Below are 14,761 nucleotides of genomic sequence, written 5' to 3'. Positions count from 1 at the left end.
AAAAACAAAAAAAAGAGCGTCATATCACGAAGGGAGGTCGCCAGGGGGGGAAGGGAAAACCACACCCCTAACCCTCTCCCCGGTCCCCATACGCCCCCCCCCCCCCCCCCCGGCCCCGGGCGTTCGGCAAGGAAAGGCGGCTCCTCAGACGGTGCGCGGCCCCAAGTCGTAGCGCTCCTTGACCAGTTCGAGGTGGAGCCAGCTGTCCACCTCGCGCACCTGCGGCAGCTCCCGCATCTCCTCCAGCGTGGTGCGTACGGAGGTGAACGACTCGGCGGTGATGGTGCCGACCAGCTCGGCGCCGCCCAGGCACGTCGACAGGAACGTCACGCGCGGGAGAGCGGCCACCAGCCGCGCCGTGTCCGCCGCCGCACCGGTCACCCGCAGGCTGAACCCGCACAGATGGCCCATGCCGAGGACCTCGGGCCGTACCAGCGCCACCACCTGGGCCACCCCGCCGTCGAGCAGGCGCAGGGTGCGGGAGCGGGTCGCGCCCGCCGACAGCCCGATCCGCGCCGCCAGCTCGGCGAACGGCAGCCGCCCGTCCTCCTCCAGCGCCGCGAGGATCCGCTCGTCCACGTCGTCCTGCGGTGCGACGGTGGGCTCCTCGGCCGGCAGATACGGGTCCTTCACGTGCCGCGTCGCGATGAGCGGGTCCACGGTGGACACCCCCTTGAGTCCGCGGATGTGCTCGATCGCCCGCTCCAGTTCCCCCAGCCCCGCCGTGCGCAGCTCCGTCATGATCGCCCGGCGCCCGCTGGTCAGCGTCACGAACGGAGCCTCGGGCAGCTCGGCGATCGCGCGCGCGACCGGCCCGGCCGCGCCCTGCGTGCCGATGGCCAGATGCGCCGAGGCGGTCAGCCGGCGCACGGCGGGATGGGTGATGGCCACAACGCGCACGGCGCCCGACTCCTGGAGCCGCTGCACCCGCATCCGCGTCGCCGGCCGGGACAGACCCACCCGCTGGGCCAGCGTCTCGTAGGTCAGCCGGCCGTCGGTCTGCAACTCGCGCACGATCGCCAGGTCGGTCTCGTCGAGATCCACGGGTCGGTCCCCTCGGTCAGCGGTTCGGCCCGGCCGTGACGCAGCCGGGGTCTGGGGCCATTCTCGGACAGCCCACGGACGGAGCGGCCGTCCCGTCGGAAGTAGACAAGAGTGACAGTCGAAACGTAAGTTTCATTCCCATGTTGCGATCGAATCATTCCTGGAGGACGGTGTGACGCGCCCCGTCGCCGTGATCACCGAGACGGCGGAGCTCGATCCCGAGCCCGGTCTGCGACTGCTGTCCGAGGCCGGATTCGAGGCCCGTCTCGTCGGCAGCCGTGACCCGGAGGCCATCGCCGCCGCCGCGCACGACGCCGTCGCGCTGATCGTCGGGTACGCGCGCGTCGACGCGGCGCTGCTCGACCGGCTGCCCGCCGTGCGGATCCTCGCCACCATGTCCGCGGGCACCGACATGATCGACGTACAGGAGGCCGAGCGGCGCGGCCTGTGGGTGGCCAACCTGCCGGACGCGGCCACCGAGGACGTCGCCGTCCACGCCCTCGCCCAGGCCCTCGCGCTCGTCCGGCGCCTGCCGCAGGCCGACGCGCTGGTCCGGGCCGGCGGCTGGAGCGACGACTTCACCGAAATGCCGCGCAGGGCGAGCGAGTTGACGCTCGGCCTGGTGGGCTTCGGCCGCATCGCCCGCACCCTCGCCCGGATCGCCGCCCCGCTCTTCGGCCGTGTCATCGCCCACGACCCGCACGCCACCGACCGGCCCGACGGCGTCGACCTGGTCGGCCCGGACACGCTGATCGCCGAAGCGGACGTGCTCTCCCTGCACATCCCGTCCACCCCGCGGACCAAGGGCATGGTCGACGGCCCGCTGCTGGCCCGGATGCGGCCCGGCAGCCTCCTCGTGAACGTCGCCCGGGGCGACCTCGTCGACGCCGACGCGCTGCTCGCCGCGCTCGACAGCGGCCCGCTCGCCGGCGCCGCCCTCGACGTCTTCCCCACCGAACCGCCCGCCGCGGACGACAGGCTGCGCACCCACCCCCGGCTGCTGCTCTCCCCGCACAGCGCCTTCCTCACCGACGCCTCGACGCACGCCTACGCCACCGACCCCGCGCGCAACGTCATCGCCTGGTGGACCACCGGCCGCCCGAACACCCCGGTCGCCGGACCTACCCGGGCGACCACCCCCGCACCCGGCACCACACCCCGGCAAGGAGCCTTCGCGTGACCGACCTCCTCACCACCCCCGCCCCGGCGACCGACGCCGCCGAGGAACTGCGCCTGCGCCGTGAACTCGCCGCCGTCTACCGGCTCGTCGCGCACTTCCGCATGACCGACCTGATCTTCACGCACATCTCGCAGCGGCTGCCGGGCCCCGACCACCACTTCCTCATCAACCCCTACGGCCTGCTCTTCGAGGAGATCACCGCCTCGAACCTGGTCAAGATCGACCTCGACGGCAACCCCGTGGAGCCCACGCCGCACCCGGTCAACCCGGCCGGATTCGTCATCCACAGCGCGATCCACAAGGCCCGCGCCGACGCGCACTGCGTGCTGCACACGCACACCAAGGCGGGCTGCGCCGTCGCCGCGCAGCAGGGCGGCCTGCTCCCCGTCAACCAGATGTCGATGGAGTTCCACAACCGGGTCGGCTACCACGACTACGAGGGCGTCGCCCTCAACCTCGACGAGCAGGAACGCCTCGTCGCCGACCTCGGCGGCCATCCCGCGCTCATCCTGCGCAACCACGGCCTGCTGACCGTCGGCGACAGCGCCAAGCAGGCTTTCCTGCGCATGTACTACCTGGAGAAGGCCTGCGAGATCCAGGTCACCGCCCAGGCCGGCGGCGCCCCGCTGATCCTCCCTTCGGACCAGGTCGCGGAGTACACCGCGCAGCAGCTCACCTGCGAGGGCGGGGCGGCCTCCGACTTCGAGGACCACGACGCCTATGACCTCGCGTGGGGTGCGCTGTTGCGGCTCGTCGAGCGGGTGGCGCCGGACTACAAGGACTGAGCCGTGGGCTGCCGCACCGGTCGCCGTCGTCGCCCGCGGGCCGGTGGCCGCTTCTCGCGCAGTTCCCCGCGCCCCTGAAGCATGCGCGCTGCGCGCAGCTTCCCCTGGGCGAGCGAAGCTCGCTTCCAGGGGCGCGGGGAACTGCGCGACCGGCCCCCACCGGGCCCGCGGACGAACGACGAACCCGATCGCCGCAGCCCCTCAGGAGTGGGCCCGCCGCCAAGCCGCCATCGAGGCGTCCCACGCGTCGCCCGACAGCGCCGTCAGGGAGGCGGGGAACAGGCCGTCCTCCTCCTTGGCGATATGGCGCCGCAACTCGTGCATCGCCTCCCTGAACGTCGCGACGTCGCGGGGCGAGCCGAGGTCGAGCGCCGGGAGCAGCGCCGCGAGGTCCCGGTGCTCGGCCTCCAGGGCCGCGATGTACTCCGCGTACTCGGGGTCCTCGCTCATGACGCGGAACAGGCCGTCCTCCTCGCCCCGCCAGTGCGCGGTCAGTTCCCCGGCCATCCGGTCCACGAGGACGCGCGCGGCCGCCGGATCACCGCGGTCGAGCGCGCGCAGCGCGTCCCCCGCGGTGTCGGTGACCCGCTCGTGCTCGGCGATGAACTCCTTGATCAGGGGGATGTCCCGGCAGCCGCAGTAGTGGCACATGCCGTCAGTCTCCCCAGGCGCGGTCGCTCGCGGCGGGTTTGCCGCGCCGCAGAGCCATCAGGCACGAGTCGTCCTCCTGCGGCGTGGGCAGCAGCTCCGCGCTGACCGTGTCCACCAGCTGCTGCGGTGACAGACCCGCGTGCCGCTCCACCGCGCACAGCAGCCCCGAGAGCCCGTCGGTGATGTCCTCGTCGCGGCGCTCCACCAGGCCGTCCGTGCACATCAGCACCGTGTCGCCGTCACGGAGGGGCAGCTCGTAGGCCGTGTACGTCACCTTGGGCAGCACCCCGAGCAGCAGACCGGTGGTGTCGTCCAGCAGACGCGCCTTCCCGTCGCGCAGCAACACTGGGGGCACGTGTCCCGCGCACACCCAGCGCAGCAGCTCGCGATCGGGGTGGTAGCGGCAGACGATCGCGGTGGCGGTGCCGTCCATGCCGCTGTCGAAGGTCAGCCGGTTCAGCCAGGCGGTGAGCGCCTCCACCGGCTGCCCGGTGTGGGCGAGCCCGGCGAGACCGCCGCGCAGCGCCGCCATCCGGGCCACCGCGTCGAGACCGTGACCTGCCGCGTCACCGAGCGCGTACAGGACCCGCCCGTCGGGCAGTGGTTGCACGTTGTACCAGTCGCCGCCGATCGACGACCGGGTCTCGGCGGGCCGGTAGGCGACCGCCGACGTCACCCCCTGCACGGTGATCTCGGGCGGATGGGAGGGCAGGACCGCCTCGCGCAGCCGGGCCGCGACCCGGGCCTCGGCGTCCGCCCGCTGCCGCCGCCGCTCCGCCGCGTGCACCGCGGCGTCCAGCTCCACCCGGCGCAGATACGACTTCGACACGTCCCGTACGAGGGCCTGGAGACCCCACACGGGACCGCTCGCCGCCCGCAGCGGCTCCAGGGTGAAACGGATGTGGCGGGTGTGGTCCGTGAGAAGCAGTCGGAGGTCCAGCTCCACGGGGAGGCCGGACATGACGTGCTCCAGGGCCACGCGGAACGCGGTGCGGTCCTCGGGCACCAGCCGCCGGGCCAGCTCACCCAGCGTGAGCGGCCCCGCGTCCGACGGCCTGTCGAAGATCACGTACAGGCCGGGGGACCAGTCGCTGTGCCCCGACGCCAGTTCCCATTCGCCCCAGCCGATGAGGCCCTGCTCCTGCACCCGGTCGCTGATCAGCTCGTGCCGGCGGGCCGCGTCGTCGAAGGTCACCACGACATGGCCGCGATGGCGCGTCGCGGTGATCCGCACCCGCCGGTGCAGCGGCTCGCCCCCGACCATCAGGGTCGCGTCCCAGTCCCGGCCGGTGACCGGCTCCCCGGTGGCCAGCACCCGCCGCATCGCCGCGAACAGCCCGGACGTCTCCGACGACGGCTGGGACACGGTCATCAGCTGCCCGTGCCGGGGCCGGGAGCGCGCCGCCAGGGACCGGCCCGCGGTGTTCACGGCCACGTCCACGAAGTCCACGACCTGCCCCGCCGCGTCCGTGACCGGGGCGAACACCACGGTCGGTTCGGTCGAGGCGTCCGCCACCGCCTGCGCCCAGTCCGGCGGGTCCACCGGCAGCTCCGGCGCGGTCAGGGCGGCGTCGCGCACCGCCTCCCCGCCCAGGAGCTGGAAGGAGTGCCGCGACGCCTCGCGGGCCTGCCGCGTCAGCAGCGCGTCGATCGCGGTCAGCTCCGGCGGGGCGGGCGGGTCCGGTGGACCGGGTGCCGCCTGGGCCATGGTGGTTCCTCCGGGTGTCCGGTGGGGCGCGTACGGGCGCGTACCTCCAGTTGACCTTGCCCGGTGGCCGCGCGCACACCGACGGTGGCCGGACCCGGGCGGCTGGCGGGAGAAAAGCGCGTGATTCCCGCACCCGCCGGGCGGTAGCCTCGCCCGCCGGATCACAGCCCGAGGGAAAGGCGTCCATGACGACCCCGCGCAAGCTGCACGACGACGAGCCCGACATCGACGACGCGCTGGTCGCGGGGCTGCTCGCCGACCAGTTCCCGCAGTGGGCCGCTCTGCCCCTGCGGTACCTGGCATCGGACGGCACCTCGAACATGCTGTTCCGGCTCGGTGACGGCCTGGTCGTACGGATGCCCCGCACCGCCGGCGCCGCCGCGGACGTCCCGGGGGAGCAGCGCTGGATGCGCCGGCTCGGTCCCGAGCTGCCCGTCGCGGTGCCGGAGCCGGTCGGCGCGGGGGTCCCCGGGCGCGGATATCCGTGGCCGTGGTCCGTCTGCCGGTGGATCGACGGCGTGCTGCCGACGATCGGCACCGGGGAGCAGCCCGTGGGACTCGCGCACGACGTGGCGGACTTCGTACGAGCCCTCACGCGCGTCGACACCACCGGCGCCCCCGCGGCGGACCGGGGCAAGCCCCTCGCCCCGCGCGACGCCTCGACCCGCGCGGCCCTCGATCAGCTCGACGGCGCCCTCGACACGGCCGCCGCGCTCACCCTGTGGGAGAGCGCGCTGCGCGCGCCGCGCTGGGACGGCCCCGACGTCTGGGTGCACGGCGACCTGGAACCGGGAAACCTGCTGGTCGACGCCGACAGCGGACGGCTCGCCGCCGTCATCGACTTCGGCTGTACGGGCGTCGGGGACCCGGCGGTTGACCTGATCGTCGCCTGGTACGTCCTCGACGACGGCCTGCGCGACACCTTCCGCGCCGCCGTCGGCTGCGACGAGGCCACCTGGACGCGCGGCCGCGGCTGGGCCCTCAGCATCGCCGCGCTCGAACTGTCCTACTACCGGGGGCGCAACGCCTTCATGGCCGACACCGCGGCACGGGTCCTGGGCCGACTGCTCGGCTGACCCGTGCCGCGCGGGGTCAGACGATCTGGCTGTCGATGCTCACCGACGTCTCGCGCTGCTGCGGGATCAGGACCGACGGACTGCCCTGCGTGACGGCCACCTGCCGAACCGGCGACGGAATGCGGATGCCCTCGGCGCGGAAACGCTGGTGCAGGCGCTTGATGAACTCGTGCTTGATCCGGTACTGGTCGCTGAACTCGCCGACACCCAGGATCACGTTGAAGCTGATCCGCGAGTCGCCGAACGTGTGGAAGCGGACCAGCGGCTCGTGCTCCGGGACCGCGCCCTCGACGTCCTTCATGACCTCCGTGACGACCTCCACCGTCACGCGCTCCACATGATCGAGGTCGCTGTCGTAGCCGACACCCGCGAGCACGGTCAGGGTCATCTCCTGATCCGGACGGCTGAAGTTGGTCATGTTCGTGCCCGACAGTTGAGTGTTCGGGATGATCACGAGGTTGTTGGAGAGCTGCCGCACCACCGTGTTGCGCCAGTTGATGTCGACGACATAGCCCTCCTCGCCGCTGCTGAGCCGGATGTAGTCACCGGGCTGCACGGTCTTCGAGGCGAGGATGTGCACGCCGGCGAAGAGGTTGGCGAGCGTGTCCTGCAGCGCGAGCGCCACCGCCAGACCGCCCACGCCGAGAGCGGTGAGCAGGGGCGCGATGGAGATCCCGAGCGTCTGGAGCACGACGAGGAAGCCCATCGCCAGCACGACGACCCGGGTGATGTTCACGAAGATCGTCGCCGAGCCCGCCACCGCGGCGCGGGACTGGGCCACGGTGCGGACCAGGCCCGTGATGACGCGGGCCGCCGTCAGGGTGGCCGCGACGATCACGAACGCCGTCAGCACCATGTTCACCGTGCGGCCGGTGCGCGTGGTCAGGGGCAGCACCTCGGCCGCCACCGCGGCGCCCGCCGCGACCGCGGCCCAGGGGACGAGGGTGCGCAGGGCGTCCACGATCACGTCGTCGCCGCCCCAGCGGGTGCGGCTCGCTCTGACGCCGAGCCAGCGGAGCAGCATCCGCAGCAGGAGCCCGGCCAGTAGTCCGCCGCACAGTGCGACGCCGGCCACGATCAGGTCGTGGAGGTCGGCGGTCCGGGTCATCTCTCACCTCCGCCGGTCCGGGGGAACCCGACCACGGGGGTTGCTATGTGATGTTTCGTCAAGTGGCACCTGCTCGTTCGGGGGTGGTCCGTACGCGGACCGGGGCCATCCTGCCGCACACGCCTGAACCGCCGGCATCGTGGCTGGTCGCGCAGTTCCCCGCGCCCCTAGGTTGTCGTTTGCCCGCGGGTCCGTCGGTCTTCTCGCGCAGTTCCCCGCGCCCCTGAGATGCGCACTTCGTGCGCCATCTCATCAAAGGCGCGCCACCCGCCCAAGGCGGAGGCCAGCCCCCGTCCCTCAGGAGAGGCGCCGCTGTCAGCCACTCATCAGAGGCGCGCGAAGCGCAGCCTCAGGGGCGCGGGGAACTGCGCGACCAGCCACGACGAGAGCCGCACCCGACCACGAGGAAGAGCAGCGCGCAGCGCACGCTCCAGGGGCGCGGGGAACTGCGCGACCAGCCACGACGAGAGCCGCACCCGAAAACAAGGGGCGAGCGCAGCTCGCTTCAGGGGCGCGGGGCCGTGTCCATCAGCGGCTCCGCCGCGGGGCGCGAGAAGTCCCACCGGGCCCGCACCCGGCGACGGACCCCTTAGTCGAGCCGCACTGTGCACCCCGCCCGAGCCGATTCGTACGCCGCCGAAACAACGCGCAGCGCCCGCAACCCCGCCGCCCCGTCCGTCACCCCCACACCCCCCTCCCCGAACAAGAACCCCCGCATCATCAACCCGTCCAGATCAACCCCGTACGGAATCTCCACCCCACCCCGAGCCCGCTCGTCGAACCCGAACACCTTCTGGTCGAAGGCGTCCATCTCCAGGACGGCCCGGTCCCCGATCACCTGCATCGACAGCCCGCCCCACGCCGGATGATGCCGCGGCTGGCTCCAGCTGCAGTCCAGCGTGAGCACGGCCCCGTTCGCGTACGTGAGCGTCAGCAGCCCCGCCGTCTCCACGGGTACATCGCCCTCGGCCTCGTACAGCACGTTGTTGGTCTGCGCGTAGACCGACGTCACCGGGCTGCCCTCGAAGAGGTCGTCGAGCAGGTCCACGACGTGCACGGTGTGGTCCATGAGGGCGCCGCCGCCCGCGAGGTGCGGGTCGACGAACCAGCGGCGCCGCGCCCCGGGCATGTAGCCGTTGTTGGCGCCGGCCACCGCGAGGACGTCACCGGCCGTACCCGCACGGACGGCATCCCGCACCGCCAGGTACGCGGGGCTGAACCGCACCGGATGCGCCACAGCGAGCCGCACCCCGGCCACCCGGCACGCCTCGACCATGGCCGCGCCGTCCTCCGGCGTGGTGGCGAGTGGCTTCTCGCACAGGACGTCGACCCCGTGCGCGGCGGCACGTTCGACCAGCGGCCGGTGCCGCACGTTCTCCGCGCAGACCACGACCTTGTCCGGCCCCCAGGCGAACAACTCCTCATACGTATCGACGTAGTTGACGCCGAGCCGCGCCGCGAACTCCTTGCCGCGCAGCTCGCCCGGCGCCGCCAGGTCCGTGTCCGGGTCGGTGGTCAGCACCTCCACCCCGTCCATGGCGGCGAGCAGCCGCGCGAACCCGCCCGCGTGCACATGCGCGAACGACAGCACTCCGACCTTGATGTCCTTCACCGTCCGGCCTCCTCGGGCAGCTTCAGTTCGACGGGTTCCCCGGTGCGGGCCGACTCGGCCGCCGCCACCGCGATCCGCACCGCCTCGACACCGTCCCGCGCCGACACCCGGGGCGCGGCCCCGCCCGTGACGGCGGCGGCGAACTCCCGCAGCTCGGTGAGGTAGGGGCTCTCCGTCATGGGACTGCCGGGAATCCCCTCGCCGAGCGGACGCTGTCCCTGGGCGAGAACGCGGAAGCCGGTATGCGTGGTCGAGTCGTGTTCGAGGATGCCGTCGGGCCCGGCGACCCTGAACGTCGTACGGAACGGGAGGTCCGCCGGTCCCCACACCCCGAGGACGTGGCTGATCGCGCCCGACGCGTGGGTGAGGACGGCGGTGCCGGTGGTCACGGCGCCTTCCGGCGCGTCCGGCCCCTGGTGGCCGCGGACCTGGGCGTGCACCCGGACGACGTCGCCCGCGAGCAGCCGCGCGATGTCGAGGTCGTGGATCATCTGGTCGACGAGGATGCCGCCGGACAGCGCCGGATCGGCGAACCAGGGCGCCCAGGAGGGGAAGCGGCCGGATCGGGTGAGGCGCAGCACCGCGGGAGCGCCGATGCGGCCCGCCGCCACGGACCCGGCGAGCGCCGCGTACGCGGGAAAGTAGCGGACGACGTGCGCGGGGAAGAGCAGCACCCCGGCGGCCTCGGCCGCGTCCGCCATCTCCCGTGCCTCGCCGACGGTCAGCGCGAGCGGCTTCTCGCACACCACGTGCCGGCCCGCGGCGATCGCTTCGAGGGCGAGTTCGTGGTGCGTGAACGTGGGCGTGCACAGGTCGACGACCGAGCTGCGGTCGAGGAGTTCGGTGAGGGAATCCACCGCCTTCACTCCGAACTCCACGTATCGGTCGGCGAGTTGTTCCGCGTTGCCGTCGGTGGACAGGATCGTGACGCGCGCGCCGAGCGCGGTCCAGGCGGGCAGATGCGCACGGGCGATACCGCCCGCGCCGATCAGTCCCACGTCGAGGTCTGCCATGAACGTCCTTTCGGGGAGGCCGGTTTCAGGCGTCGTTCGTTCCGCTCCGGGTCGCGCCGTACCGTTCGGGGAGCCGCGCCTCGGCCGCGTCCAGCGCGCGGCGCACCGCGCCCAGGGCCACGCCCTCGCGGCCGAGCGTGCTGACCGCGATGTGCGGCACGTGCAGGGTCAGCGGTCCGAGATGTGTGGACAGCTGGGAGGCCAAGGGATCGCCCACCGCGGCCAAGGATCCAGTCAGCACGACGAGTTCGGGGTCCAGGGCGAGGACGAGCGCGGCGACGGCCGGGGCGACACCGGCCAGGAACCGGTCGAGGACGTCGAGCGCGCCCGGCTCCCCGGCGCGCACGGCCCGGGCCAGCGCGCCCGTCGACGACTCGCCCGGCAGCCGCTCACCGGCCCACACGAAGCCCTTCTTCACCTGTTCCAGGCCGAGTTGAGGCAGCACGCCGAGTTCACCCGCGCCGCCGCGACGGCCCCGGTGCAGCCGGCCGTCGATCATCAGGCCGCAGGAGATGCGCGGCCCGAGCAGGACACAGGCCACGTCGTCCGCGAGCCGGGCGGCGCCGCGCCAGTGCTCGGCGAGCACCGCGAGGTTCACATCGTTCTCGACGAGGATCCGGCCCGTGCCGGGGAAGTCGTCCGCGAGCCGCCGCGCCAGATCCAGATCGGTCCAGTCCGGCACGATCACCGAACGGATCCGCCCGGTCTCGCCGACCATGCCCGGCACCCCGATCCCCAGGCTCCACACGTCGTGCGGCCCGAGCCCCCGGCCGGCCAGAAAGCGGCGCAGATGGCCGCGCAACAGCTCGATGCGCTCCGCGCCCGTCGACTCAGGAGCGATGTCGTGCCGCGCGCGGGCCACGATCTCCCCGTCGAGCCGGGCGAGCAGCAGCACGATCCCGCGGAGCCCGATGTCGACCCCGACCACATGCCCGGCCTCGGCGCGGAACCGGAACCGCCGCGCGGGCCGGCCCGGCGCCCGCCCGGTCGTCGGGATGCCCGCCTCGGCGATCCAGCCCCGCGCGACGAGCTGCTCGACGAGCGCCTCGACGGTCGGCCGGGACAGGCCCGTGGTGCCCGCGAGCCGGCTCACCGTCTGAGGGCTCTCCCGCCGCAACTCGCCCAGAACCACCGAGGTGTTGAGGTCGCGCAGCGCCGCGAGGTCGTGTCCCCGCGACCGGTCGTGCACCGCCACGGATTCTCCGTCCGTCGGATGGAGCACGCGTGTCCGAATACGCAGGACTGTTGCAGAACCGTCCGAGCTTGGGAACCCCGCCCGCACGGAAAATACGCAGAACTCCTGCACATCCCACGGCCGTACGCGGCGGGGGCGCACGTGGTGAATGGCCACACATGACCCATTGACGCCCCTTCGGCCCGGCGTCGACGCTGGAGACATGACCCAACTGTCCGAGCACTTGCGTCAGGCCACTCCCGTCGTCGCGCAGCGAGGGGAGGGCGTCCATCTGTACGGGATCGACGGCCGCCGGTATCTGGACTTCACGGCGGGGATCGGCGTGACGAGCACGGGCCACTGCCACCCACGGGTGGTGGCGGCCGCGCAGGAGCAGGTGGCCACGCTCATCCACGGCCAGTACACGACCGTGATGCACCAGCCGTTGCAGCGACTCGTGGAGAAGCTCGGCGGCGTTCTGCCCGAGGGCCTGGACAGTCTGTTCTTCGTGAACTCGGGCAGCGAGGCCGTCGAGGCGGCGCTGCGCCTCGCACGGCAGGCGACGGGCCGGCCGAACATCATCGTGGCGCACGGCGGCTTCCACGGCAGGACCGTGGCGGCGGCCTCCCTGACGACGTCGGGCACGAAGATCCGTACCGGGTTCGGGCCGCTGATGGCGGGTGTCGCGATCACGCCGTTCCCGAACGCCTTCCACTACGGCTGGGACGAGGAGACCGCGACCCGGTTCGCCCTGCGCGAGCTGGACCATCTCCTCGCCACCGTCTCCGACCCGGACGACACCGCGGCGATCCTCGTCGAACCGGTCCTCGGCGAGGGCGGGTACGTACCCGCCAACTCGGCGTTCCTGCAAGGGCTGCGCGAGCGGGCCGACCGGTACGGGATCCTGCTCGTCCTGGACGAGATCCAGACCGGCGTCGGGCGCACCGGACGCTTCTGGGGCCATGACCACTTCGGGGTCCGCCCCGATGTGCTGATCACGGCGAAGGGGCTCGCCTCCGGGTTCCCGCTGTCCGGGATCGCGGCGTCGCGGGAGCTGATGCACAAGGCGCGGCCGGGGTCGCAGGGCGGCACGTACGGCGGCAACGCCGTGGCCTGCGCGGCGGCCTGTGCCACGCTCGACGTGATCGAGGAGGAGTCGCTGGTCGCGAACGCCGCCTCGATGGGGGCGCGGTTGCGGGCCGGGCTCGATGAGGTCGGGGCGAAGACGCCGGGGATCGGGGACGTACGGGGGCTCGGGCTGATGCTGGCCAGTGAGTTCGTCACGCCGGACGGCGAGCCCGACCCCACGACGGCGCTCCGCGCGCAACAGGCTGCCGCCGATGCCGGGTTGTTGCTGCTGACCTGTGGTCCCTGGGGGAACGTGGTGCGGATGATTCCGGCGCTGGTCGTCTCGGAGCAGCAGGTGGACGAGGCGCTGGGATTGTGGAGCACGGCGGTTTCGGCGGCGACGTAAGGGGGCGCGTCGCTTTCGTCGCCGAGTGCGGGTGCGTGGGTGGCCGGTCGCGCAGTTCCCCGCGCCCCTTTTCGGGTTGTCGGTCAGCTGCCGGCCGGTGGCCGCTTCTCGCGCAGTTCCCCGCGCCCCTGGAAGCGAGCTCCGCTCGCCCAGGGGGCGCGTCCCCAAGGGGAAGTCGCCAGGAGCGCCCCCTTCAAGGGGAAGGCGCGCAAAGCGCAAGCCTTCAGGGGCGCGGGGAACGGCGCGAGCAACCACGACGCAAGCCGCACCCGATAGCGGCGAGCAGCCCCGTAACCACGACGCAAGCCGCACCCGACAGCGGCGAGCAGCCCCGTAACCACGACGCGATCCGCAGCCGACAGCGGCGATCAGCCCCGTCAGGGGCGCGGGGAACTGCGCGACCAGCCCCCCACGCACCCGCAGCCGACCGACCGGCCACAGCCACCCCGACCTCCACCCCAGGGAGCCCCGCCATGGAAACACCCCCCGTCATCGCGGCCGTACCGAAGAACCTCCACATCAACGGCACCTGGCAACCCGCGGCAGCGCCCCGCACGATGCCCGTCGACAACCCCGCCACCGGCACCACCCTGTGCCACGTCGCCGACGCCGGCCCCGACGACGCCGCCCTCGCCCTGACGGCGGCGACGCAGACCCAGCACGCATGGGCCGCCACCGCCCCGAGGGAACGCTCGGAGATCCTGCGCCGCGCCCACGAGATCCTCCTCGCCCGCACCGAGGACCTCGCCCTCCTCATGACCCTGGAAATGGGCAAGCCCCTCGCGGAGGCCCGCGGCGAAGTGGCGTACGCCGCCGAGTTCTTCCGCTGGTTCGCCGAGGAGGCCGTCCGGATCGACGGCGGCTACGCCACCAGCCCCGACGGCCGCAACCGGCACCTGGTGCTGCGCCAGCCCGTCAGCCCCTGCCTGCTGATCACCCCGTGGAACTTCCCGCTCGCCATGGGCACCCGCAAGATCGGCCCGGCGATCGCCGCCGGCTGCACCATGATCCTCAAGCCGGCCCCGCAGACCCCGCTGTCCACCCTCGCGCTGACCGGCATCCTCACCGAGGCGGGCCTGCCCCCGGGCGTCCTCAACGTGCTGACGACCTCCGACGCGGCCGGCGTGGTCGAACCCCTGCTGCGCGGCGGCGGCATCCGCAAGCTCTCCTTCACCGGCTCCACCCAGGTGGGCCGCATCCTGCTCGCCCAGTGCGCGGACACGGTCGTACGCACCTCGCTCGAACTCGGCGGCAACGCCCCGCTGATCGTGTTCGAGGACGCCGACCTCGACGCGGCCGTGAACGGCGCCATGGTCGCCAAGATGCGGAACATGGGCGAGGCCTGCACCGCCGCCAACCGCATCTACGTCCACACCTCCGTCGCCGAGGAGTTCGCCGGCCGCCTCACGGCGCGGATGGCGGCCCTGACCGTCGGCGACGGCACCGCCCCCGGCACCGACGTCGGCCCGCTCATCGACGGCGCGGGCCGCGACAAGGTCGTCCGGCTCGTCCGCGACGCGGTCGAGCGCGGCGCGAAGGTCCTCACCGGCGGCGAAGTCCCCTCCGGTGAGGGGAACTTCTACCCGCCGACCGTGCTCGCCCAGGTGTCCCGCGACGCCGAACTCACCACCCAGGAGATCTTCGGCCCGGTCGCCGCCCTGTTCACCTTCGACGACGAGGACGACGTCGTACGCGTCGCCAACGACACCGAATGGGGCCTCGTCAGCTACGTCTTCACCCGCGACCTCGACCGGGCGCTGCGCGTCGGCGAGCGCCTGGAGACCGGCATGGTCGGCATCAACACCGGCCTCGTCTCCAACCCGGCCGCACCCTTCGGCGGCGTCAAACAGTCGGGCCTCGGCCGCGAGGGCGGACGCGTCGGTATCGAGGAGTTCCTGGAGTACAAGTACCTCGCGATCCCGACGGGCGCGTGACC

General features: G+C 72.8%; 12 protein-coding genes. 5 read left to right on the top strand and 7 right to left on the bottom strand.

What is annotated here, in order from left to right; all coding sequences use genetic code 11:
- Positions 1–144: 144 nt before the first annotated feature.
- Positions 145–1,044 carry an Lrp/AsnC family transcriptional regulator gene (locus ACFVDP_RS05110; RefSeq protein WP_383483391.1) on the bottom strand — a complete coding sequence of 300 codons (900 nt, stop codon included), beginning with the start codon at positions 1,042–1,044 and terminating at the stop codon, positions 145–147.
- 172 nt (positions 1,045–1,216) lie between these two features.
- Between ACFVDP_RS05110 and ACFVDP_RS05105 the strand changes: the two genes are divergently transcribed.
- Both ACFVDP_RS05105 and ACFVDP_RS05100 read left to right on the top strand, forming a co-directional pair.
- A complete protein-coding gene (locus ACFVDP_RS05105) occupies positions 1,217–2,224 on the top strand; it encodes a C-terminal binding protein (RefSeq protein ID WP_383483388.1) in 1,008 nt (335 codons plus the stop codon).
- Positions 2,221–3,009: a class II aldolase/adducin family protein gene (locus ACFVDP_RS05100; protein ID WP_383483385.1), complete on the top strand. Its 789-nt coding sequence runs from the start codon at positions 2,221–2,223 to the stop codon at positions 3,007–3,009. Before ACFVDP_RS05105 ends, ACFVDP_RS05100 begins: the two co-directional genes overlap by 4 nt.
- Before the next feature lie 201 nt (positions 3,010–3,210).
- Here the strand turns inward: ACFVDP_RS05100 and ACFVDP_RS05095 are convergent, their stop codons facing one another.
- Together ACFVDP_RS05095 and ACFVDP_RS05090 are read right to left on the bottom strand one after the other, a co-directional pair.
- On the bottom strand, positions 3,211–3,660 hold the full coding sequence (locus ACFVDP_RS05095) for a hemerythrin domain-containing protein (RefSeq protein WP_383483382.1): 450 nt from the start codon (positions 3,658–3,660) through the stop codon (positions 3,211–3,213).
- Positions 3,661–3,664: 4 nt separating this feature from the next.
- Positions 3,665–5,368, bottom strand: coding sequence for a PP2C family protein-serine/threonine phosphatase (locus ACFVDP_RS05090; protein ID WP_383483379.1), 1,704 nt, complete (start codon positions 5,366–5,368; stop codon positions 3,665–3,667).
- A 185-nt stretch (positions 5,369–5,553) separates the two neighbouring features.
- On the opposite strand from ACFVDP_RS05090, the gene ACFVDP_RS05085 reads away from it, so the two are divergent.
- Entirely contained in the window at positions 5,554–6,444 is an 891-nt protein-coding gene (locus ACFVDP_RS05085; protein WP_383483376.1) for an aminoglycoside phosphotransferase family protein, read from the top strand.
- A gap of 16 nt (positions 6,445–6,460) precedes the next feature.
- On the opposite strand, the gene ACFVDP_RS05080 is transcribed toward ACFVDP_RS05085, so the two are convergent.
- From ACFVDP_RS05080 to ACFVDP_RS05065, 4 genes are all read right to left on the bottom strand, one after another.
- Positions 6,461–7,552: a mechanosensitive ion channel family protein gene (locus tag ACFVDP_RS05080; protein WP_383483374.1), complete on the bottom strand. Its 1,092-nt coding sequence runs from the start codon at positions 7,550–7,552 to the stop codon at positions 6,461–6,463.
- Between the two features lie 589 nt (positions 7,553–8,141).
- The gene (locus ACFVDP_RS05075) at positions 8,142–9,164 is read right to left on the bottom strand and encodes a Gfo/Idh/MocA family protein (RefSeq protein ID WP_383483371.1); all 1,023 of its coding nucleotides are present in this window, start codon (positions 9,162–9,164) and stop codon (positions 8,142–8,144) included.
- Positions 9,161–10,177 carry a Gfo/Idh/MocA family protein gene (locus tag ACFVDP_RS05070; protein ID WP_383483368.1) on the bottom strand — a complete coding sequence of 339 codons (1,017 nt, stop codon included), beginning with the start codon at positions 10,175–10,177 and terminating at the stop codon, positions 9,161–9,163. Before ACFVDP_RS05070 ends, ACFVDP_RS05075 begins: the two co-directional genes overlap by 4 nt.
- Positions 10,178–10,202: 25 nt before the next feature.
- Positions 10,203–11,372 carry an ROK family transcriptional regulator gene (locus ACFVDP_RS05065; protein ID WP_383483366.1) on the bottom strand — a complete coding sequence of 390 codons (1,170 nt, stop codon included), beginning with the start codon at positions 11,370–11,372 and terminating at the stop codon, positions 10,203–10,205.
- Between the two features lie 202 nt (positions 11,373–11,574).
- Between ACFVDP_RS05065 and ACFVDP_RS05060 the strand changes: the two genes are divergently transcribed.
- Entirely contained in the window at positions 11,575–12,825 is a 1,251-nt protein-coding gene (locus tag ACFVDP_RS05060; protein WP_383483363.1) for an aspartate aminotransferase family protein, read from the top strand.
- A gap of 473 nt (positions 12,826–13,298) precedes the next feature.
- Positions 13,299–14,759: an NAD-dependent succinate-semialdehyde dehydrogenase gene (locus tag ACFVDP_RS05055; RefSeq protein WP_383483360.1), complete on the top strand. Its 1,461-nt coding sequence runs from the start codon at positions 13,299–13,301 to the stop codon at positions 14,757–14,759.
- Positions 14,760–14,761 lie beyond the last annotated feature (2 nt).

Origin of the sequence: Streptomyces sp. NPDC057694 (assembly GCF_042799415.1) — a bacterium.
GTDB lineage: Bacteria > Actinomycetota > Actinomycetes > Streptomycetales > Streptomycetaceae > Streptomyces.
This window is presented reverse-complemented; position numbering and strand designations above follow the sequence as displayed.